Source organism: Flavobacterium sp. GNP008, from assembly GCF_056428965.1.
In genome coordinates this window covers 620,684-642,231 of the sequence record NZ_JBWJVL010000002.1, presented here as the reverse complement: position 1 = coordinate 642,231, position 21,548 = coordinate 620,684, and the positions used below count along the sequence as shown (strand labels likewise).

The window sequence follows — 21,548 nt, the reverse complement described above, 5'->3', positions numbered from 1 at the left end:
GGTTGAAGTTTATATCATTTATACTTGTTCCACTTTCTTACCAAAATTAGCTGGAAAGATTAAAAATCTGGAAAGTATTAATCCTGGTATCGTAGCTAAAAACACCCAAATAAAGAAATTTCCATATCCCAGATATTCCTGAATGTAGCCACTAAGCATTCCAGGAAGCATCATTCCTAAAGCCATAAATCCTGTTGCGATGGAGTAGTGGGACGTTTTAGATGCACCATCAGCCACATAAATTAAATACATCATAAAGGCAGCGAACCCAAATCCATAACCAAATTGTTCTGCAATTACAGTAAGATAAATATAAAAAACAGAACTAGGATGAAAATGAGAAAGAAAAATAAATCCTATTATCGGCAAGTGCATTGCTAAAATCATGGGTAGCATCCATTTGCCAAGTCCTCCTTTTGAAATCGCTATTCCACCTAAAATTCCACCAATTACCAGTGCTGCTACTCCAAATGTCCCATAAATGATGCCTACTTCCTCAGTCGTTAATCCCATGCCACCTTTGGTTGTGTCGTCTATTAAAAAAGGGGTTAACATTTTTAATAATTGAGATTCTCCTAATCTAAAAAGCAATATGAAAGCCAATACAATTCCAATTTGTTTCTTTTGGAAAAAGGTTTTAAAAACAACGCCGAAACTCTGTTTGTTTTCTGTTTGGGTTGTAACTTTAGTGTTCTCTGTTTTTGGAGTGGTAAAAAAGTTATATACGGTTAGAAAAGCCATTATTAGGGCAACAATTATCATTGTGTAGGACCAAGCTTTGCTTTTATCTCCATATTTATGCTCTAGAAATCCCCCTAGGATTACGATTAAGCCGTTGGCAGTAAGCATAGAAAGTCGGTAAAAAGTACTTCGAATTCCTAAGAAAAAAGATTGTTGTTCTTTTTCTAAAGCCAATAAATAGAAACCATCGCTTGCCACATCATTTGAGGCAGACGCAAATGCCGCTACCCAAAAAATTGCTAGGCTTAATACAAAAAAATTACTCATAGGAATGGTTAATCCGACAATCAAAAAGGCTATAGCAATTACCAATTGCATCGTAAGAAACCATTTTCTTTTAGTAGCATATAAATCTATAAAGGGACTCCATAATGGTTTAATAACCCAAGGCAAGTATAATAAACTAGTATATACACCGATATCTTCATTATCAATTCCTAAACTTTTGTACATAATCACCGATACAGATATTATGATAGCGTAGGGAAAACCTGAAGCAAAATTTAAGAGTGGAATCCAAAACCAAGGGCTGTTGTCTTTTCTCATTTAAAAAGGAATAATAATATTCAATTGAATTTATAATGTAAAGTTTACTAGAGTTGCTTCACTTTCATTACCATAAAAATCAATGAATGTAATGGCACAGCTGGTATTTTTGTCTAATTTGTAAGTTGGTATTACGACTTCAATAGTATTATTATTTTCTTTAAACGCAACTTTATCAATAATTTGACTAGGATTAGTAATATCAATTTTCGAATTGAATTTAGCGCCATAAACCATTACATAACGCACTTTACTGTACAACGGATAAGTAACATTAAAACTGGAGGACACTGGATTTATCAAAACATTATTTGCTGTGGGAACAATCGCCATTTTTTTAATAAAATTTGGAACAACAAACGGCAGTGCGGGGTATTTGTATTGATTGTTTTCCAATAATCGAGTCACGCTCTGATTTTTATTCAAAAAGGATTTGGCACTAAAAAAAGCATTTCCTTGAATGTTTTTATAGGATCTTGTAATGTCTATTTGATTTGGAATCTCATTAGGATTATTCCATCTTTTGTCGGAATCGGCATTAATTTTATAGGTTCCATTTCCAATATAAACAGCAGTGTTTTTGGAGTTTTCAGACCACCAACGCAATAATTTTGAATACGAAGCCTTAGGATGATCCATACTCCAGTACAATTGTGGAACTAGGTAATCGATCCATTTGTTTTCCATCCACGCCAAAGGATCCGCAAACAAATCATCATAATTAGTTTGTCCGGCTTCCGTTTCGGAACCTCTTGGGTCTACTGATTTATTACGCCATACTCCAAACGGGCTGATGCCAAACTGTACCCAAGGTTTGATGTTTTTAATCGAAATTGAAACACATTTCACAAAATCATTTACATTAGAGCGTCTCCAGTCAGCTAAACTCAATCCATTCCCGTATTTTTTGAAAGCATCAGTGTCATCAAATAATTCTCCTTTTATTCGATACGGGTAAAAATAATCGTCAAAATGGATTGCATCAATATCATAATTACTAACCACTTCTTCCACAACAGCTGTTAAGTGATTTTGAACTTCTGGTAATGCCGGATTGTAATAATATTTACCGCCGTATTTAATCATCCAGTCCGGATGTTTGAAAAAATCATGTTGTGGGCTTAAAAGCGAAGTGTTATAGTCCATCGTGGCTCTGTAGGGATTCATCCAAGCATGAAATTCAAAGCCTCTGGCATGGGTTTCAGCAATCATCCAAGCTAAGGTGTCAAAATAAGGTTTTGGTGCCTGGCCTTCTTTCCCAGTCAAAAAGCGAGACCAAGGTGCAAATTCGGAAGGATAAAATGCATCCCCAACACTTCGAATCTGAACGATGACCGCATTGTAATTTAATTTCTTATAGGTGTCTAAAATCTCAATGTAATCTGCCTTTTGTTTGGCAACATTATCTGTACTGGTTTTTGGCCAGTCAATATTGACTACGGTAGCAATCCAAACGGCTCTAAATTCATTTTTAGGATTCGTAACTAATCCTTGTGCGTTTCCATTCCAAACAGAAAGTAAAAAGAAGGAGAAAAGCAAAAAGGTGCGCTTGAAATTTTTCATTAAAGTCTTGTTTATAAAGTATTCAAAAATAGTTTTTTTAGTGAAATTTACCAGATAAATTGGTTTTAAAATTTAACTTATTTTATCAACACAATTTCTTTGCCATATTTTTCTAAATCAGTATTAAGTAGTATTTGATCGGATTTTAAATTTGATTAAAGACTATTTGATTTTTCTTATTTGATTTTTAATTTTTTGACAGTCTATAATATTTATATTTGTCAAAAATGCTATAGCATCAGTTTTTTAAAATATAATGTCTTTGATCATGCCAACTTCCCTTTCATTACTGCAGTTATCTCAATCATTAGAAGGAACACTTTTTTATGACGAGCTGCACAAGACCCTTTATGCTACGGATGCTTCAGCATACAGAATTATGCCTGTTGCAGTAGCCATTCCAAAATCAGAGGAAGATATTGTCAAAATCATTTGTTTTGCATCAAAAAACAAGATTTCGGTTACACCTAGAACTGCCGGTACTTCCTTGGCAGGTCAAACTGTGGGTAGCGGAATTATTATAGATGTTTCGAAACATTTTACTAAAATTGGCGCTTTTGATTCTATAAAAAAAACGGTTACCGTCCAGCCGGGAGTGATTCGAGACGAATTAAATTTGTACTTAAAACCGCATGGATTATTTTTTGGACCCAATACTTCAACCTCGAACCGTTGTATGATAGGTGGAATGGTAGGCAATAATTCGTCTGGAACTACGTCGATACGCTATGGGGTTACTCGGGATAAAATAGTAGAGATAAAAGCTATTTTAAGTGATGGAAGTTTTGCTACCTTCAAAGAAATGACTTCGGTAGAATTCATTGAAAAAACAAAAGGGAACACACTGGAAAGTTCGATTTACAAAACTATATATGAGGAGCTTTCGAATACAGACAATCAAAAAGAAATTATAAAAGAATTTCCAAAACCAGAAATTCACCGAAGAAATACCGGTTATGCTATCGATTTGTTATTAAAGTCGGAACTTTTTGGAGGTACAGAAAAAACTATAAATGTAGCAAAACTCCTTTGTGGAAGTGAAGGAACCTTGGCCTTTACTACAGAAATTACGTTGAAAGTGGATGATGTACCACCCACGAATAATATTATGGTAGTAGCTCATTTTCACACCATTCAGGAAAGTTTAGAAGCAGTAGTGACTGCAATGAAACATCATTTGTATACCTGCGAAATGATGGATGATACGATTTTGAATTGTACCAAAACCAACCGAGAGCAAGCTAAAAATAGATTTTTTATTCAAGGAGAGCCAAAAGCAGTTATTATGCTTGAAGTGGCATCACATCACAGTATGGAAGATGCCGAAAGACAAGCTGATGATTTAATTGCTGATTTGGAAAGAAATAATTTCGGGTATGCTTTGCCAAAAATTTATGGTGCTGATATTGATAAAATAAATGAATTGCGCAAAGCAGGTCTGGGACTCTTAGGAAGTATTGTAGGAGATAATAAAGCGGCTGATTCCATAGAAGATACTGCAGTTGAATTGAGTGATTTACCAAATTATATTGCTGAGTTTTCCGCAAAGATGCTACGTCACGGTCAGAGCGCCATTTATTATGCACATGCCGGAGCGGGAGAAATTCACTTACGCCCTGTTCTAAATCTAAAAACAAAAGAAGGATTGCATCAATTTAGAAACATCGCAACCGAAGTAGCAATCTTGGTAAAAAAATACAGAGGTTCATTGAGTGGGGAACATGGTGACGGAATAGTACGTGGAGAATTTTTGCAGTTTATGATAGGAGACAAAAATTATGAATTATTAAAACGCATCAAAAATGCTTTTGATCCCAATACAGTGATGAATGTCGGGAAAATTGTAAATGCCTACAAAATGGATGAGAACCTTCGGGTAGAAGCGGGTCGGGTAGAACCGGATATAAAAACGATTCAGGATTTCTCAGATAGTATGGGGATTTTGCGTGCAGCAGAGAAATGCAATGGGTCCGGTGATTGCAGGAAACTCCCTTCTGCTGGTGGAACCTTATGTCCCAGTTATCGGGCCACACGAAATGAAAAGGACACGACTCGTGCCAGAGCTAATGCATTGCGCGAATATTTGACACATTCAGAGAAAGTGAATAAATTTGATCACGAAGAATTGTATAAAGTATTTGAATTGTGTGTGAGTTGTAAAGCGTGTGCCAGTGAATGTCCCAGTAATGTAGATGTTGCGGCTTTAAAATCGGAGTTTTTATACCAATACCAAAAAGCAAACGGATTTACGTTGCGCAATAAAATATTTGCCTTCAATGCAAAACTCAATAACTTAGGAAGCATTTTTCCTAGGTTTACCAATTTTATGGTGAATTTTCCTTTGGTTAAAAAAAGTATGGGAATTGCATCTCAGAGACAGGTGCCTCTCTTGGCTCCAAAGACGTTTAGAAAATGGTATGAAGAAAATTGGAATCAAGCACCGAGTGATTCTTTTGTAAACGGAAAAGTATGTTTGTTTTGTGATGAATTTACTAATTTTTATGATGTTTCAGTGGGGATAGATGCGTATGAATTATTGACTGAATTGGGTTACGAAGTGATTTTGGTGGATCATGAAGAAAGTGGAAGAGCTTTTATTTCAAAGGGTTTTCTGGAGGAGGCAAAAGCAATTGCGAATATAAACGTTGCTGTTTTTGCAGATTATATTACTGCTGATTGTCCATTGATAGGAATCGAGCCGTCGGCAATATTAACTTTTAGAGACGAATACATTCGATTAGCCGACGACAAAGAAAGTGCCGAAAAATTAGCTCCAAATGTTTTTACAATCGAAGAATTTTTCAAAAAAGAGATTGCATCTGGTAAAATTCATTCGGAACAATTTTCTGATGAAGAAAAAACAATAAAAATTCACGGCCATTGCCACCAAAAGTCTTTAAGTACTATTGAAGTGACGTTTGCAATGCTAAATATACCTAAAAACAATTCGGTTACTATTTATAATTCAGGATGCTGCGGTATGGCAGGATCTTTTGGTTATGAAAAAGAGCATTATGAAATCAGCATGCAAATGGGCGAAGATACTTTGTTTCCTAAAATTAGAGCAACTGATACTAAAGTGACTATTGCTGCTGCAGGAACCAGTTGCCGTCATCAAATTTTTGATGGGACAAGCAGAAAGGCCTTACATCCGGTTACTATTCTAAGAAGTTGTCTGAAATGATTTTCTAGTTTGATATGATTTTTGAACCCTATAATACTTTATGTCCGTTTCAAGTGTTTTTCTTTTATTAGAGTAATTATGTATAATTTGACTTTGTAAAGTAATAAAAAAAATCATTTTATCTTTTTTAAAAAATAATAAAAATAAATTGTTAGAGAAACTCTATTAATTCAATTTGTTTTATACTTTTGAATTTTGAAGATAATTTACATTATCCTCAACATAAAGACATACAATTTACAATATATTAACTTTTAATGATAAAATTTATTTTATGGCATCTTCAAGTTTATTTAGAAAGAAAACAGTACAAGATATTTTAAAACAGGTTGAAAAAAGAAATGCAGACGGACATAATGCATTAGGAAAACACTTAACGGCTCGTGATTTGACTGCTTTTGGAATTGCAGCTATTGTAGGGGCGGGGATTTTTAGTACTATTGGAAAAGCGAGTTCTGATGGAGGTCCTGCTGTTATCTTTTTATTCTTGTTTACGGCTATTGCCTGTAGTTTTGCTGCTTTTGCTTATGCTGAATTTGCTTCAATGGTTCCTGTCTCCGGAAGTGCCTATACGTATTCGTATGTTGCTTTTGGTGAAATTATAGCCTGGATTATTGGTTGGGCGTTAATCATGGAATATTCCGTAGGTAATATAACGGTTGCCATATCGTGGAGTGATTATTTTACAGGATTACTTGAAAGCGGTGGTCTTGAATTGCCGCAATGGGTTCAAATGGATTTTTTATCTGCTTCCAGAGGATTTGATGATGCTACAGCATTGATGCAAGGCGGAAAAGAATATGTAAACTTAAGTCCTGCTTTACAAGATGCTTATACGGCCTGGACGACTTCACCTGTTGTGGGTTCGTTTCATTTTGTAGCAGATCTTCCGGCTTTATTGATAATCGTTTTGATTACAGCACTGATTTACCGCGGAATGAAAGAGTCTCGTAATGCCAGTAACATCATGGTTGTGGTTAAATTATGTATTGTTCTATTGGTTATTGCTGTTGGAGTCTTTTATGTAGATACAGCAAATTGGGATCCTTTTGCTCCAAATGGAGTTACGGGTGTTTTAAAAGGTGTTTCAGCCGTTTTCTTTGCTTATATTGGCTTTGATGCGATTTCAACTACCGCCGAAGAGTGTAAAGATCCACAGCGTGATTTGCCAAGAGGAATGATGTGGGCTATTATAATATGTACGGTTTTGTACATCGCCATAGCATTGGTATTAACTGGAATGGTTCGTTATGACCAATTGAATGTAGGCGATCCGCTCGCATTTGTTTTTGACAAACTAGATTTAAAATGGATGTCAGGAATTATTGCAGTAAGTGCGGTTGTGGCTATGGCTAGTGTTTTATTGGTGTTTCAAATGGGACAACCTCGTATTTGGATGAGTATGAGTCGGGATGGTTTGTTGCCAAAACGTTTCTCAAGAGTGCATCCCAAATATAAAACACCGTCGTATGCAACAATTGTTACCGGTTTTGTGGTAGCAGTTCCCGCTTTATTTTTGAATTTAACATTGGTTACCGATTTGTGTAGTATTGGGACTTTATTTGCTTTTGTATTGGTTTGTGCAGGTGTTTTGGTTTTGCAAAACAGAACGGATATTCCTCGTGGAAAATTTAAAACACCCTATGTAAACTCTAAATTTATTTTACCATTTTTAATTGCTATAGGATTAGTGTTTGCTTTTGGTTTTAATAAAAAAGCGACTATGGATTTCATAACTAATGAAACCCAAATTAACAGTTCAGCAGCTATCATTACCTCATTGAATAAAGAAGAAACTCAAAAAGTATATGATTATTTAGTAAGTATTGATGCTAAAAACAGTACTGATGAAACACCTGATTTAGAACTTTTGTTAAGTCAATATGAAGTAGATGATGCAAAATATTCTACTGTTATAGCGGGTTTACCAATAGCAGATGGAGTTAAATATGAAACGGGTTTTAGTTTATTCAAACACAAAATTCCAATGTGGATTTTCCTAATTGTTTTAGCTGGATTATCAGTTTGGTCTTTTAAATCAAATTTGTCCTTGATACCATTGTTGGGTTTGATATGTTGTTTGTATATGATGGCAGAATTGAGCGTTTGGAACTGGATTTATTTTGGAATCTGGCTTTTGATTGGATTGATTATTTATTTTGGCTTTAGCCGAAAAAATAGCAAGTTGAATTAAAGTTCTAAGAATCTTTATTGCCGAAATATAGGACTAATTACTAAGCAACTAACGAGAAGTAATATTAAATAAGGTTATATTGGCCTTGTAAATATAAATACAATTAAAAAAGAGATGTTCGTTATAAAAGCGAACCTCTTTTTTTGTTATAGCCCTTTAAAATTTCATTCTTTGAATCCTCACGGCGTTTAAAATTGCCAATAATGCCACGCCTACATCAGCAAAGACTGCTTCCCACATGGTGGCTAAACCGCCTGCACCTAGAATAAGTACAACGGCTTTTACGGTGAATGCCAATCCAATATTTTGCCATACTATTTTCTTGGTTTGTTTCCCAATATTGATGGCGGTAAAAATCTTCATAGGCTGATCGTTTTGGATTATTATATCTGCTGTTTCAATAGTGGCGTCGCTTCCTAAACCGCCCATTGCTATACCAGCATCCGCTAGGGCTATAACTGGTGCATCATTTACACCGTCACCAACAAATGCAATTTTAAGATTTTGTAATTTCAATTCCTCGACTTTTTGGACTTTATCTTCCGGTAATAAATCACCGTACGCTTGGTCTATGTTTAATTCTTTGGCCACCGCATCTACAACAGCTTGTTTATCCCCGGAAAGCATTACCGTTTTTACGTTTATTTTATGTAAGTTCTGAATCGCTTGTTGGGCATCTTCTTTGATTTCGTCGGCAATTAAAAAATATCCTGCATATTTTTGATTGATTGCAATAACAATAATCGTGAAAGGAGTATTATCGATTTCTGGATCATAACTGATATCGAATTTTTGCATTAACTTAACATTCCCTGCCAAGATTTCATTTCCGTCTACTTTTCCTTTAAGACCATGTCCTGCAATTTCTTCTACATCAGTAACGGTTGTATTTTTTTCTGTTCCTTTAGCATATTCTATAATTGCGGTTCCCACGGGATGGGTAGATTTGGTTTCTAATGCGGCTGTATATTTTACTAAATCAGCTTCAGGAATAGCAACAGCCACAACTTTTTGGACCCTAAAAACGCCTTTGGTCAGCGTTCCTGTTTTATCCATAACCACCACCTGTATGGAGGCCATTAGATCAAGAAAGGAAGATCCTTTAAATAGAATTCCGTTTTTACTGGCCGCACCAATCCCTCCAAAATATCCCAATGGAATGGAAATAACTAAAGCACACGGGCACGAGATAACTAAGAATATTAAAGCACGGTACAACCAATCATTAAAATTATATTTTTCAACAAATAAAATTGGAAGCAAACAAATACCAATAGCCAAAAAAACAACTATTGGGGTATATATTTTGGCAAATTTCCGAATAAACAATTCAGTTGGGGCTTTTTTTGCCGTTGCTTCTTGCACCATTTTCAAGATTTTTGACAGTTTACTATCCGTGTACGCAGTAGTTACTTCAACTTGAACAACGGTATTCAGATTAATCATTCCCGCAAGAACGGTCTCTCCTTTTTGTTTGGTGTTGGGTTTGCTTTCGCCTGTTAATGCTGCAGTGTTGAGAGAAGCAGTGTCTGAAAGTAGTTTTCCATCTAGTGCTAATTTTTCTCCGGGTCTTAATTGAATAATTTCTCCAATAATTATTTCGGATGCTTTTTTAGTAATGGCATTTTCTCCATCCAATATAGTGGCTTCATCGGGTCTTTGGTCTAATAATAATTTGATGTTTGTTTTAGCTCTTTGGACTGCCAGAGTTTGAAACAGTTCTCCGATAGCGTAAAAAAGCATCACAGCAACACCTTCGGGATATTCACCAATACTAAATGCGCCAATTGTGGCAATACTCATCAATAAAAATTCTGAAAAAATTTCGCCCTTAGATATACTAACCAAAGCTTCTTTTACTACTGGAAATCCTACGGGTAAATACGCGACTGCATACCAGAGAATTCTTACCCAGCCTACAAACCAAGTTTGGGGGATATAATTGTCCAAGCCAATGGCCACTATAAGTAACAAAAATGAAATAATTGCGGGTAGGAACATTTGAAGTAAACTATCCTTTACGTCAGAATGATCGTGACCGTCATCGTCTGCATGTTCGGGTTCATTTTGAGGGGTACAACAGCCTGATTGATTATTGGATTTGTTGTTTATTTTTTCTTCTAACGTACAACAAAGTTGTTTTCCGGACGAATCATATTGATGTAGATGTTTCATATTATTCTAATTTATTAACTAACAACAAATAGCTCCAAGTTGTATTGGCGGACATTTTATAGAACCATAACTACAATATACACAACAATCTCCCTCTAAAGGTTTAAGTATATTTTTACAATTTTCACAATCATAAAAAAATTGACAAGCATCAGTGGGCATTATTTCTTCTTTTTGGAATTCGCAATTTGGACACGTTACAGTTGATTTTAACACAACAGTATTGCTTATATCTTTTGTACAATTGTTGCATTTTCCGTATACTTTGTTTTGGTGATAATTTACTCCCGTTGCGATCAATATTCCAAACATACCCGTATAAATAAATTGAATATTGCTGTTAGCAATACATCCAAATAAAATTAAAAGGGCACTTGGAGCAGCTATAAGTAAAGGACGTAAAGAGGCATGTTTTAGATAAGAAATGTAAAAACCTAAAATAGAAAGTAGTACCATTATTAGAAATACCCACATTGTCCATCCCCCAAATAATTCAAAACTGCCTAATCCAAGTACCGAGACCCCAAAACTAAATAAGGGGAAACAACAAGGTGAAAATAGAACCGTGATGAAAAGCCCAATCACTCCAAATTTCTCAAGATTTAATTTAAGTTTCATAATAGGAAGTGTTTAAGTTCTTTAATTAGTGATCGTGACTCCCGCCTCCTTTTATAACTGAAAGTAGATAAAAGGCTCCTTTAGTCACAATTTTTGCATCGGCAGGAATTGTCTCAATAAATTTTATCTCTGTGTAACCCAAATCAGTAGTGCCAGGAATTACTTCAATGGCTTTAAAGTAAACTTCATTGTGTTCTTCCATATTGGTATGTTTTTCTTCTTTTTCTAAAGGAGCTTTTTCCTGAATAAATATGAAATATTTTTCTCCATTTCTTACAATGGCATCTTTTGGTAATGCTGGAACCGTATTGTTGTTAATGTTTATATTAGCGGAAACATACATTCCTGAAATTAATCCTTTTGCATCCTCGGCATTAATTTTAGCATGTACTGCTACTGTTTTACTTTCATTTGAAAAAGATTTATTGATGCCAAATATTTTTCCTCTAATGGATTTATTAGATTGATTTGTTAAAACAAAGTCTACTTCCTGACCTATAGAAATTGATCCTAAATCTTTTTCATATACATTTAAATCCAAGTGCATCTGGCTATTGTCAACTACTTCAAAGAGCACGACTCCTGTATCGGCAAAGGATCCTTTTGAAATGCTGATTTTTCCAACATAACCGCTTATTGGGGATACAATCGGTACTAATGAACTGTTGCTGTTTGGGCTTACATGTAAAGCGTTTAATTTAGTTTTTGCTGCTTGTGCTCTGGCTCGTTCTACTGCTAATTTGGATTTGACTTCTTGAAATGTTTTTCTTGGATTTACATTTTCATCACTCAATATTTTTTGTCTATTGAATTCTAATTGTAAATATTCTACTGTAGCAATTGCCGATTTGTAATCTTCCTGCATTTCTATAATAGCCAGATTTTGAATGGTTGCCAATACTTTTCCCTTGTTTACAAAAGTGCCTTCCAATATATAAATATCCTTTACTACACCACTAATTAAAGTTGAAATATTTGCAGCATTCTGTGGCGGAACGGTGGTATACCCGTTGGCTTTTATAACTGTATTTAAATTACGATTTTCTACAACACCCAATTCAATGCCTATTGTTTTAAATTGAGGTACTGTTAAAGTAACTGTATTTTCAGCTTTTTCTTCTTCTCTTACTTCCTCAGATTTTGTATTGTTACAGGAGACTAAAAGTAAGAAACAAGTAGCAATAAGTAAGCAATATGTTGTTGATCGAGGGATATACGTTATTTCTTTGATTGTTATATTTTTCATTTTTTTGTTGAGTATTAATTAGTAGAAATAGATGGAAATTGCAGCTGGATAGCACTTTGATTGAATAAATTTAGTGTTTCAGCATGTTGCTTTTTAATATCAATTGCTTGGTTTAAAAAGCTGATATAAGTCCAATACGTCATGTCACCATTGGCATAGCTTTTTTCAGCTGTTGTAATAATTTGTTCGGCATATTGGAGACCTTCATTTTGGTAATATTCCAATCCTTTTTGTTGCTTTTCAAATTCGTTTTGTAATTTCTGAATTTGTAATCGCAACGATAGTTTGTTTTTATCCAATTCTAATTGCGATTGTGAAATACTAATTTCCGATGCTTTGGCTTTAGCAGTATTGGCATTACCAAACAATGGAATTTGTAAACCGGCTGTAAATCCCTGAAAGGAGGATTTCGTATCAATGGTCTGGGCAAAATAACCCAATCCTAATTTTGGCGTTCTGAGTGCTTTAAACGTATTAGCTTCTTTTTGATACACTGATATCTGCTGTAGATAATACTCCGTTACTAAACTTTCAATTTTAGTTTTATTCGTATTCGTTAGGGACGAAAACTGAACTGGCGTTGTGCTGTCCGGAACAATATTAAGTTCGGTTTGAACAAAAAACTGCAATTGTTTTTGATAAATAATCCTATCGTATTCTAATTGTGCTTTTTGAGTTTCAATTTCTTTCACCTTTGCTTTGGCACTAATGACTTCAATATTTCCACTTTCACCCGTCTTGAAACGAAGGGTGGCATTTTTGAGGAATTTGGTATAAATAGCATTCAATTCATTATTTAAGTTTTGAATAGTAACTCCAAATAGATATTGATAATAGGATAATGTTACGGCTTTTTCTAGTTCATATTCCGTTAAGGCTTTTCTTTTTTCGGCTAATTTTGCTAATTCTTCTTGCAATTGTCTATTGGCTTTGGTAATTTTTCCGATTGGAAAGTATTGCTGAACGGAAACATTGTGGTCGTAATTGGCACTATTAAATTGTCCTCCTTGATACTGAATTTGCAATGGATCAACTTGAAAAGCATTTTTTTTGAGAACGGTTTGCTTTTCAATTTCTTTAGTAGCAATTTTTAAATCTATATTATTAGATTTAGCCAAATCGATAGCGTTCTCTAATGTGATTAATTGACTATTTTGGGCAAAAGAAAATGTGCTAATTAAAAGTATAATCCTCGTTAGAATGTGTTTTAATGTTCTTTTTTTCATTTTAATTCCTTTTTAATGTTGTCAGGAGTCTCATTTTTTTTATTAGAAAAAATATTTTTAGTAGAGGTTTCAAATAATAAATACAATATTGGTAAAACGATTAGTGTTAATAACGTAGCTGAAAACAACCCACCAATGACAACAGTAGCCAATGGTTTTTGCACTTCGGCACCACCACTGGTTGATAAAGCCATAGGAAGAAAACCTAATGAAGCCACGGCAGCAGTCATTAAAACGGGACGCAATCTTGTTTTTGTTCCTGTCAAAACCCGTTGCAAAGGATCAATTATTCCCTCCGCTTTGAGTTGGTTAAAATAAGAGAGTAATACAATTCCGTTTAATACGGCTATCCCAAACAAAGCAATAAAACCAATTCCTGCTGAAATACTAAACGGCATGCCTCTTAGCCACAAAGCAAATACGCCACCAATGGCTGATAATGGGATGGCTGTGAAAATTAATCCAGCTTGTTTGAAACTATTAAAAGTAAAAAATAACAATACTATAATCAATCCCAATGCAATAGGTAAGGCTACTGAGAGTCTTTTAGTGGCTTCAATCAAGTTTTCGAATTGACCTCCATAGGTTATATAATATCCTATCGGAAGTTTAAAATCTTTATCTAGTTTTTGTTGTATTTCTTCGACCACGCTTTTGATGTCCCGACCCCGAACATTTAAACCAACTGTTATTCTTCGCTTTCCATCTTCACGACTCACCTGAACGGGGCCTTGCTCATAAGCAATTGTAGCTACTTGTGAGAGTGGTACTTGTTGTCCGTTTGGCAATGGAATAAATAGATTGGTAACATCAGTAATGTCACTTCGATTGGTCGCATCCATACGAACTACAATATCAAATCGTTTGCTTTCCTCATATATCTTGCCCGCACTTTCTCCAGCAAATGAAGAACGAATAATTTGATTGATATCTCTAATATTTAGACCATATAACGCGATTTTGCTGTAATCATATTTAATTGTAATTTGAGGTAATCCATTTACTTTATCGGCTTTCAAATCACCAATACCTTCAATATTTTTAATTTTAGCAATGAGTTCCGTTGCTCTCGTATCTAAAATTTCTAAATCATCACCAAAAATCTTGATAGCAATATCGCTTCGGCTTCCTGTCATTAATTCATTAAAACGCATTTGAATGGGTTGCGAAATCTCTATAGTGGCACCAGGAATGGCTTCCATTTCTTCTTTTATTAAATGGGCTAAATCTTCCCAGTTTTCTGCCGAAGTCCATTCGCTTTTGTCTTTAAGCACAATAATTAAATCGCCACTTTCAATAGGCATTGGGTCAGTTGGGATTTCGCCACTACCAATTTTAGTCACTATAGTTTCTATTTCCGGGAATTTTGCTTTTAAGATTTTTTCATATTCGGTAGTTGTTTTTATCATTTGCGAAAGTGAACTTCCAGTCATAATAGAGGCATTAATCGCTAAATCGCCCTCCTCGATAGTTGGAATAAATTCACCTCCCATATTTTGAAAGATAACAAAGGCAAAAACGAATAACCCTATAGCAATCGCTAAGACGGCTTTCTTAAATTGTAACGCTTTATGTAAAAATGGGATGTAAATTTTTTCAAACCAAGCCATCATTTTATCACTGAAATTGGGTTTATGTTCCGTGTCTTTTGATAAAAAAAGCGCGCTCATCATAGGAACGTACGTCAATGACAAAATAAAAGCTCCAACCACTGCAAAACCAACAGTCATGGCCATAGGTTTAAACATTTTTCCTTCGGTACCGATTAAAGCTAAAATAGGCAGGTAAACTATTAAAATTATAATTTCTCCAAAAGCAGCGCTGTTCCTGATTTTGGAAGCAGATTTGTATACTTCAGTATCCATTTCTGATTGCGTTAATGTTTTTTGCTTATTTAGTTTTTGTAAATGATGCATGGTTGCTTCAACAATGATTACGGCACCATCGACAATAATTCCAAAATCGATAGCGCCCAAACTCATTAGATTTCCGCTTACGCCAAAATAATTCATCAATATGACTGCAAAAAGCATGGCTAAAGGAATGACAGAAGCAACAATTAATCCGGCTCGTAAATTACCAAGAAATAATATTAATACAAATAGCACGATTAACGCACCTTCAAGTAAGTTTTTAGTAACCGTTCCAATAGCATTGTCAACTAATTTCCCTCGATCGATGAAAGCTTCGGCAACTACACCTTCGGGTAAGGTTTTGTTGATCTGAACCATTTTCTCTTTAATTCTTCCCACTACTGCACTAGAGTTTTCACCTTTAAGCATTAATGCTAAACCAGACACGATTTCGCCTTTTCCATCTTTAGTTGAAGCCCCATAACGCAGTGCTATTCCTTCTTTTACAACTGCAACATCTCTAATTAAAATAGGCGAACCATTACGATTTTTGACTACTACATTTTCTAAATCTTTGAGACCAGTTGCCATACCAACACCTCTAATAAAATAGGCATATTGGTCTTTTTCAATGTAGGCACCTCCAGTATTTTGATTGTTTTTTTCAAGCGCTTCAAAAATTTCAGTTATCGTTACACCCAAACTATTCAATGTATTAGGATTGACTGCAATTTCATATTGTTTTAGTTTTCCACCCCAAGTGCTTACTTCTGCAATACCTTCAATACCTTGTAATTGAGGCGTAATAATCCAATCTTGAATCGTTCTTAATTGTACGGCATCATACTTATTTTCATATCCTTTTTTGGCATACACCGCATATTGATATATTTCTCCAAGTCCTGTTGTTATGGGGGCTAATTCGGGCGAACCTGCATATTTTGGAATGTTTTCTTCAGCCTGTTTCAACCGTTGAAAAATTTGTTCTCGTGCCCAATAAATGTCCACATCGTCTTTAAAAACAACAGTAACTACTGAAAGTCCAAAACGAGAGATACTGCGCAGTTCGATTACTTTAGGAATCGTTTTGACTGCTTGTTCCAGCGGATATGTTATTAATTGTTCAACCTCCTGACTTGCTAAGGTAGGAGCGGTAGTAATAATTTGGACCTGGTTGTTTGTTACATCGGGTAACGCATCTAACGGTAAATTTTTAAGAGAATAACTACCCCAAACGATCAGCATAAGGGTAAATAAAAGTATAATGAATTTGTTCTTTATACTAAATTGTATGATTTTATCTAACATTTAAATATTATAATGAATGAGAAATGGGAACAATAAATTGCCCTTTGGATACTGTGGAAAAACCACAATTCTCTGTACCGAATCCCGAAGTGTCGGGACAGGTATCATTATACTATTTGTGGAGGTTGCCAAATACTTCCAAAGAAATTAGAAGCAAAAACGGATTTATAAGTAGGTAGCTGCATGTTTATCATAGCAGAAACTACAGTAAAACCAAACGGGATATTGGACTGATAACTCAATACTTGTGCACCACAACAATTACAAAAACAAAAAGGGGAACAGGAATCTTTTTCTTTATCATGGGAATGTTGTTCATCAATTGGCGCTAGTTTAGCCAAATCATGAACAGGACTATTTACTTCGATGTCAGCACACGGCAAACAGGAAAGAGCTATTAGATAAATTGATAATATCGATAAAATCCATTTCACGAATGTAAAATTAGGAATAAAATTCAAATGATTTTAATATTGATTCATTTTTAATTCATCTTACATGATGTATAAATAAATTCTACGAACATCACTTTACTTTTATTAGTATTCTATTTGCTTTAATTAAATCAACTGTGTTTGCTTCATATGTAATAATGGGCTAGCAAAAAAAGCATTGTTGAATGGAACCAAAATTCTTGCTTTTTTTTAGGTATGATCTTCATAAAACAGGGTACTTTTTGTAGCTTTTTAAAAATCGATAGGGACAGCCTAACAACAATTAAATAGGCTTCAAGCGAGGTAAAGTCTAGATATAAATTCGGACTAATTTCTTCTATAAAAAAGCAAGTGCCTACTGCTTTTTATCGAATTGGTTTTATACAATTAAATGTATAAGTGGTTGATTCTATGTATAATTTAAAAAATGAATTTCACTATCGATAAACCTAAATAAGGGTGTTAATTTTAAAAATATGGGTTTAATTACTTATATTTATTTCTACATGATTTTAAGTTGATAAATTAATCTTCAGGGAATGTATAACCTCTAAAAGTCTAAAATATATTTTGCTATGTTTGACATATATAGCTTTTGTTGATCGATTTCAAGGATGGATTTCATAGTGTTAAGTACTATTTAAACATTTTTACTTCAAATAATTATTTTTAAGCAGTTTTATTAAAGTATTTGTGTTGATTATTAGCGAATATTTGCACAAAAAACTGAATGAAACTTTGCAACTTACTATCTTCGTAAAAAAATAAAATTAGGTAAATGAAAATAATAGCAGTCATTCCCGCCCGGTATGCTTCGACACGATTTCCTGCTAAACTGATGCAGGATTTAGGAGGTAAAACGGTCATATTAAGGACATATGAAGCCGCCATGAACACCCAATTGTTTGATGATGTTTTTGTGGTTACCGATTCTGATTTAATTTATAACGAAATCGTTTCTCATAACGGAAAAGCCATTAGAAGTATCAAGGAACACGAATCCGGAAGTGATCGAATTGCTGAAGCAATTGAAAATTTGGATGTTGACATAATAATTAATGTACAAGGGGACGAACCTTTTATTGAGGTAGAACCATTAGCCAAAGTAATTGAAGTTTTAAGAAATGATTTGGACAAAAAAGTAGATTTAGCTTCATTAATGCGCGAAATTACCAATGAAGACGATATTAATAATCCCAATAATGTTAAAGTGGTGGTCGATCAAAACAGATTTGCTTTGTACTTTTCTCGTTCCGTGATCCCATATCCTAGAGAGAAAAATGTGGGCGTTCGGTACATGCAACACATCGGAATTTATGCTTTTAGAAAACAAGCACTATTAGACTTTTACAGTCTCCCTATGAAATCATTGGAAGCATCAGAAAAGCTAGAACAATTGCGCTATCTGGAATTTGGGAAACGTATTAAAATGATCGAAACCCAACATGTAGGAATTGGGATTGATACGCCTGAAGATTTAGAAAAAGCTAGAAATATGCTTGGAGTAAATCGCTAATTAAAGAGTATTTTAAGCTAATTATTTGTAGTTAGACAACAATTTATTTCCATTAAGGGCAAATTAGTTTCTAAATTTATTGTTGCATAGCATTATAATAGCTTTTCGATTACTATCAATTCATTATGAACTTCAACTCGAGGAATAGTTTTGATTTTGAATTGGTTTTCATAAAACTCAGAAACGTATTTTTTATTTCGTAGGTTTTGTGCTTCATTCAATAACATCGTATTGAAAAGTATGAAACCTTTACTTTCTATAAGAGAGCAAATTCTTTTGATAAAAAAAGGTTCAAACAGGAAATTGGGCATTATAATATCTTGAAAAATATCAATAATAATTAAATCATATTTAATTTTGGTCTTCAAAACAAATTCAAAAGCATCATCAATTATTATGTCAAGATTTTTAACTTCATCCAATTTAAAATACGCATTGGCTACTTTAATTATTTCTGGATCAATTTCGACTCCTGTGATCTTTCCTTTGAATCTTATTTCATCTATCAATGTTTTTATAACGCTTCCGCCAGCAACTCCCAAAACTAAAACATGATTCATGGTTACTATTTTTTCATAACCAATGTTTTTTAAGCCTAATCTTAAAATGCGTTGCAGACTGCCATACGAATAATTGGCATTTTCAGAATCTAAAACTAATTCGCCGTTTGACCAAGTCACCTCAATCGATTTACTCAACAAAGATTTTGTTTGATAAATTTTTATTGGAATTAGATAACTGAATATTTTTTTAATCATTTGAATCACTTTTACTCAAAAATAAGACTTAGATTAATTCATTACCTATAATTTACTGTTTTTATTTTTATGTAGGCCATCATTCATTGAACCTGAGTTTTTTTAGAACGAATAAATTATAAACCGCTTGATTACTTTTAGTTTTTTTAAATATTCAAATACTGAATTTAAAATTCCGGAGAATTATAAAATTAATGTTTACAATACATGACAGCAACAATTACGTTAATTAATATTAGAAAAATTCTGTTTAATCTAGATGTAGCAAGAATCTAAAACGATTTTTAGCGAAAAATTACAGTACGTGGTTTTGCTAATTCAAAATCCTGGAAGCCAAAATCAGTAGTCTCAAAAGAATTGGTTTTAAAAATATTTTGCCCATTCCCGGGTATGGAAGGATAAAAGGAAAGAGAAATTTGGAAGGAACTAAACACTAAGTAATCATTATTTATAATTAATCCGATGCCAATTTTTGAATATGCTTTACTTTCTGCCAAACCATTTTTTGCATTTCCTAACATAGCAATCGAATAATTTAAATACGGATTTAATCGAAATCCCCAAAGATTCCATGGGGCATAGGCTTGAGTTTGCAGTGTTACTATTGCTTTTTCAGTTCCATAATCTGCAATCCTAAATCCATTGAGTCCATAATCATCATTGATTGATAGTTGATCCCCTATTACATTCATTCGGTTTGATCCAATTATCACTTGTGGTTTTATAAACTGGCGTAATTTCCATTTTCCTAAACTAAATAGATTTGTAAAATAATTTGCCTGAAAAGAAAATGCAGTTTGTTTCGTTATAGATTTTTCGAAAAAAGTACCCAACTCAAAATTAGCACTTAAAAAGCCCCATTTATAAAAATTCCCAAACGCAGCACGTCCACCTAAATAGTAACGGCCACCGTTATTTTTATATTGATAACCAGTCGTTATTCCGTATACTTTACCAATAGGAACATCCTCTATAATGCCATTTCTGAATATATAACGGTCCCTAATAAATTTACGGGATGAAATTCCTATACCAAATAGGGCCAGTTTTTCATTAGAGTAAAAATCATCACGATCGTAATTAAACTCTGGACTTTCTTGGTATTTTAGATGTAAAAACCGACCTGTTGTAATAAGATTTGTTGTACGTTCACTTTCAGTGTTTCCCTTAAAAATCCTAAAAGCGCGCCCAAACCAAAAATCGTGAGTAATGAATTTAAAATTTTGAAATGCAAAAACTAAATTGGAATCAGGTAGGGTATCTTTTCGAAATTGTTGGTCTAAATAAATTCCACCCGCCCATTTGGTTAAGGGAGAATAAAAAGGACGATCAATAGTAATACTTTTAGCATAATAATCATCTAAATCTATGTGGTAGCTTAATCGGGTATTTATAAAAGTGTTTTTTATATTTGGAATACTGTAGGCTACAGAGTAAGCGCTTTTCCCATCACTAAATCTATTTCTAAAGTCATTTTCAAATTGATGACCTGATCCTAAAAAATTCAGATCTTTAAGTTCAAAATTAGCTCTAGAACCCGAAAGTGATCCTCTGGGAATAAGACTCCAAGAATCTAAAACTCGTATTGAAATATCAATAGAATCAGGACTATTTCGAATCAATTTTGGTGCAATATCAACTCTATTTATAAAGCGTTGCGTTCGTATCAAACGCTCTGACTCTTTTACTAATAAAGAATCAAAGGGTTTGTTTTTCTTAATAAGTAATAAATTGAGAATAGCGAGGCGATTTGTTTTTATATGTATCTTATTACCATTTCTTTCTGCCCAGTTTTTAGGTTTTTTTAAAGTATCAATTTCAGAATATCCAAAAGGGTCCAGAGTAAGAATAGTAATGTTTCTTATAATTTTACCTTCATAAGTTTCGTATTTTTTTTGAATTTTTTTAGTTTCATCGTTTTTTATCACAGGCGATCTAAAAATTAATTTATGCATCAAACGGGTAAACTTATTCTTTTTTGAATAATTTTGAATATTTGTATAAAGGGAAGATGTATCTTTTTTAGGCTCTATTGCTTGAGCAAAAGAAATGTGAGAGTAGCAGATTACTACAAGAAATAGAATCAGTTTTATTTTTTTATACATTATTAAAGAATAAACTGTAAAGTTGTCATACAAACATAAGAGAATTTTTCTTCTAATGTTATTAGTATTAAAAAGAATGAG

11 protein-coding genes and 2 pseudogenes are annotated in these 21,548 nt (G+C 33.8%); 3 read left to right on the top strand and 10 right to left on the bottom strand.

Annotated elements, in window-relative coordinates:
- Positions 1 to 18 precede the first annotated feature (18 nt).
- Together AC0608_RS09135 and AC0608_RS09130 are read right to left on the bottom strand one after the other, a co-directional pair.
- Complete coding sequence (locus tag AC0608_RS09135; protein WP_478288848.1) at positions 19 to 1,287, bottom strand: MFS transporter; 1,269 nt, start codon at positions 1,285 to 1,287, stop codon at positions 19 to 21.
- Positions 1,288 to 1,317: 30 nt separating this feature from the next.
- Complete coding sequence (locus tag AC0608_RS09130; protein ID WP_478288847.1) at positions 1,318 to 2,850, bottom strand: glycoside hydrolase family 10-like protein; 1,533 nt, start codon at positions 2,848 to 2,850, stop codon at positions 1,318 to 1,320.
- A gap of 268 nt (positions 2,851 to 3,118) precedes the next feature.
- On the opposite strand from AC0608_RS09130, the gene AC0608_RS09125 reads away from it, so the two are divergent.
- Together AC0608_RS09125 and AC0608_RS09120 are read left to right on the top strand one after the other, a co-directional pair.
- Positions 3,119 to 6,034 (top strand): FAD-binding and (Fe-S)-binding domain-containing protein, encoded by a 2,916-nt coding sequence (locus AC0608_RS09125; protein ID WP_478288890.1) that lies wholly within the window; start codon positions 3,119 to 3,121, stop codon positions 6,032 to 6,034.
- Between the two features lie 274 nt (positions 6,035 to 6,308).
- Positions 6,309 to 8,228, top strand: a complete 1,920-nt coding sequence (locus tag AC0608_RS09120; RefSeq protein WP_417960144.1) for an amino acid permease — start codon at positions 6,309 to 6,311, stop codon at positions 8,226 to 8,228.
- Positions 8,229 to 8,384: 156 nt separating this feature from the next.
- Here AC0608_RS09120 and AC0608_RS09115 read toward each other — a convergent pair whose 3' ends face one another.
- The 6 genes and pseudogenes from AC0608_RS09115 to AC0608_RS09090 form a co-directional block, all read right to left on the bottom strand.
- On the bottom strand, positions 8,385 to 10,403 hold the full coding sequence (locus AC0608_RS09115; protein ID WP_478288846.1) for a heavy metal translocating P-type ATPase: 2,019 nt from the start codon (positions 10,401 to 10,403) through the stop codon (positions 8,385 to 8,387).
- An 18-nt stretch (positions 10,404 to 10,421) separates the two neighbouring features.
- On the bottom strand, positions 10,422 to 10,634 hold the full coding sequence (locus AC0608_RS09110; RefSeq protein WP_417960418.1) for a GDCCVxC domain-containing (seleno)protein: 213 nt from the start codon (positions 10,632 to 10,634) through the stop codon (positions 10,422 to 10,424).
- A gap of 57 nt (positions 10,635 to 10,691) precedes the next feature.
- A pseudogene (locus tag AC0608_RS09105) lies at positions 10,692 to 11,021 on the bottom strand (MerC family mercury resistance protein); the annotation flags it as partial.
- 25 nt (positions 11,022 to 11,046) lie between these two features.
- Complete coding sequence (locus AC0608_RS09100) at positions 11,047 to 12,267, bottom strand: efflux RND transporter periplasmic adaptor subunit (protein ID WP_478288845.1); 1,221 nt, start codon at positions 12,265 to 12,267, stop codon at positions 11,047 to 11,049.
- Positions 12,268 to 12,281: 14 nt separating this feature from the next.
- Positions 12,282 to 16,654 (bottom strand): annotated as a pseudogene (locus AC0608_RS09095) (CusA/CzcA family heavy metal efflux RND transporter).
- A gap of 107 nt (positions 16,655 to 16,761) precedes the next feature.
- Positions 16,762 to 17,088, bottom strand: a complete 327-nt coding sequence (locus AC0608_RS09090; RefSeq protein ID WP_417960141.1) for a DUF6660 family protein — start codon at positions 17,086 to 17,088, stop codon at positions 16,762 to 16,764.
- 778 nt (positions 17,089 to 17,866) lie between these two features.
- Here AC0608_RS09090 and kdsB point away from each other — a divergent pair.
- A complete protein-coding gene (kdsB, locus tag AC0608_RS09085) occupies positions 17,867 to 18,604 on the top strand; it encodes a 3-deoxy-manno-octulosonate cytidylyltransferase (RefSeq protein ID WP_478288844.1) in 738 nt (245 codons plus the stop codon).
- 92 nt (positions 18,605 to 18,696) lie between these two features.
- Here the strand turns inward: kdsB and AC0608_RS09080 are convergent, their stop codons facing one another.
- Positions 18,697 to 19,362 carry a fused MFS/spermidine synthase gene (locus AC0608_RS09080; protein WP_478288843.1) on the bottom strand — a complete coding sequence of 222 codons (666 nt, stop codon included), beginning with the start codon at positions 19,360 to 19,362 and terminating at the stop codon, positions 18,697 to 18,699.
- Between the two features lie 284 nt (positions 19,363 to 19,646).
- Positions 19,647 to 21,467, bottom strand: coding sequence for a BamA/TamA family outer membrane protein (locus tag AC0608_RS09075; RefSeq protein WP_478288842.1), 1,821 nt, complete (start codon positions 21,465 to 21,467; stop codon positions 19,647 to 19,649).
- Positions 21,468 to 21,548 lie beyond the last annotated feature (81 nt).

Bases quoted from the DNA above. Each gene is read 5' to 3' on its own strand.
- AC0608_RS09125 (WP_478288890.1), top strand. From the start codon at position 3,119: ATGCCAACTTCCCTTTCATTACTGCAGTTATCTCAATCATTAGAAGGA.
- kdsB (WP_478288844.1), top strand. From the start codon at position 17,867: ATGAAAATAATAGCAGTCATTCCCGCCCGGTATGCTTCGACACGATTT.
- AC0608_RS09100 (WP_478288845.1), bottom strand. From the start codon at position 12,267: ATGAAAAATATAACAATCAAAGAAATAACGTATATCCCTCGATCAACA.
- AC0608_RS09080 (WP_478288843.1), bottom strand. From the start codon at position 19,362: ATGATTAAAAAAATATTCAGTTATCTAATTCCAATAAAAATTTATCAA.
- AC0608_RS09120 (WP_417960144.1), top strand. From the start codon at position 6,309: ATGGCATCTTCAAGTTTATTTAGAAAGAAAACAGTACAAGATATTTTA.
- AC0608_RS09135 (WP_478288848.1), bottom strand. From the start codon at position 1,287: ATGAGAAAAGACAACAGCCCTTGGTTTTGGATTCCACTCTTAAATTTT.
- AC0608_RS09075 (WP_478288842.1), bottom strand. From the start codon at position 21,467: ATGTATAAAAAAATAAAACTGATTCTATTTCTTGTAGTAATCTGCTAC.
- AC0608_RS09115 (WP_478288846.1), bottom strand. From the start codon at position 10,403: ATGAAACATCTACATCAATATGATTCGTCCGGAAAACAACTTTGTTGT.
- AC0608_RS09130 (WP_478288847.1), bottom strand. From the start codon at position 2,850: ATGAAAAATTTCAAGCGCACCTTTTTGCTTTTCTCCTTCTTTTTACTT.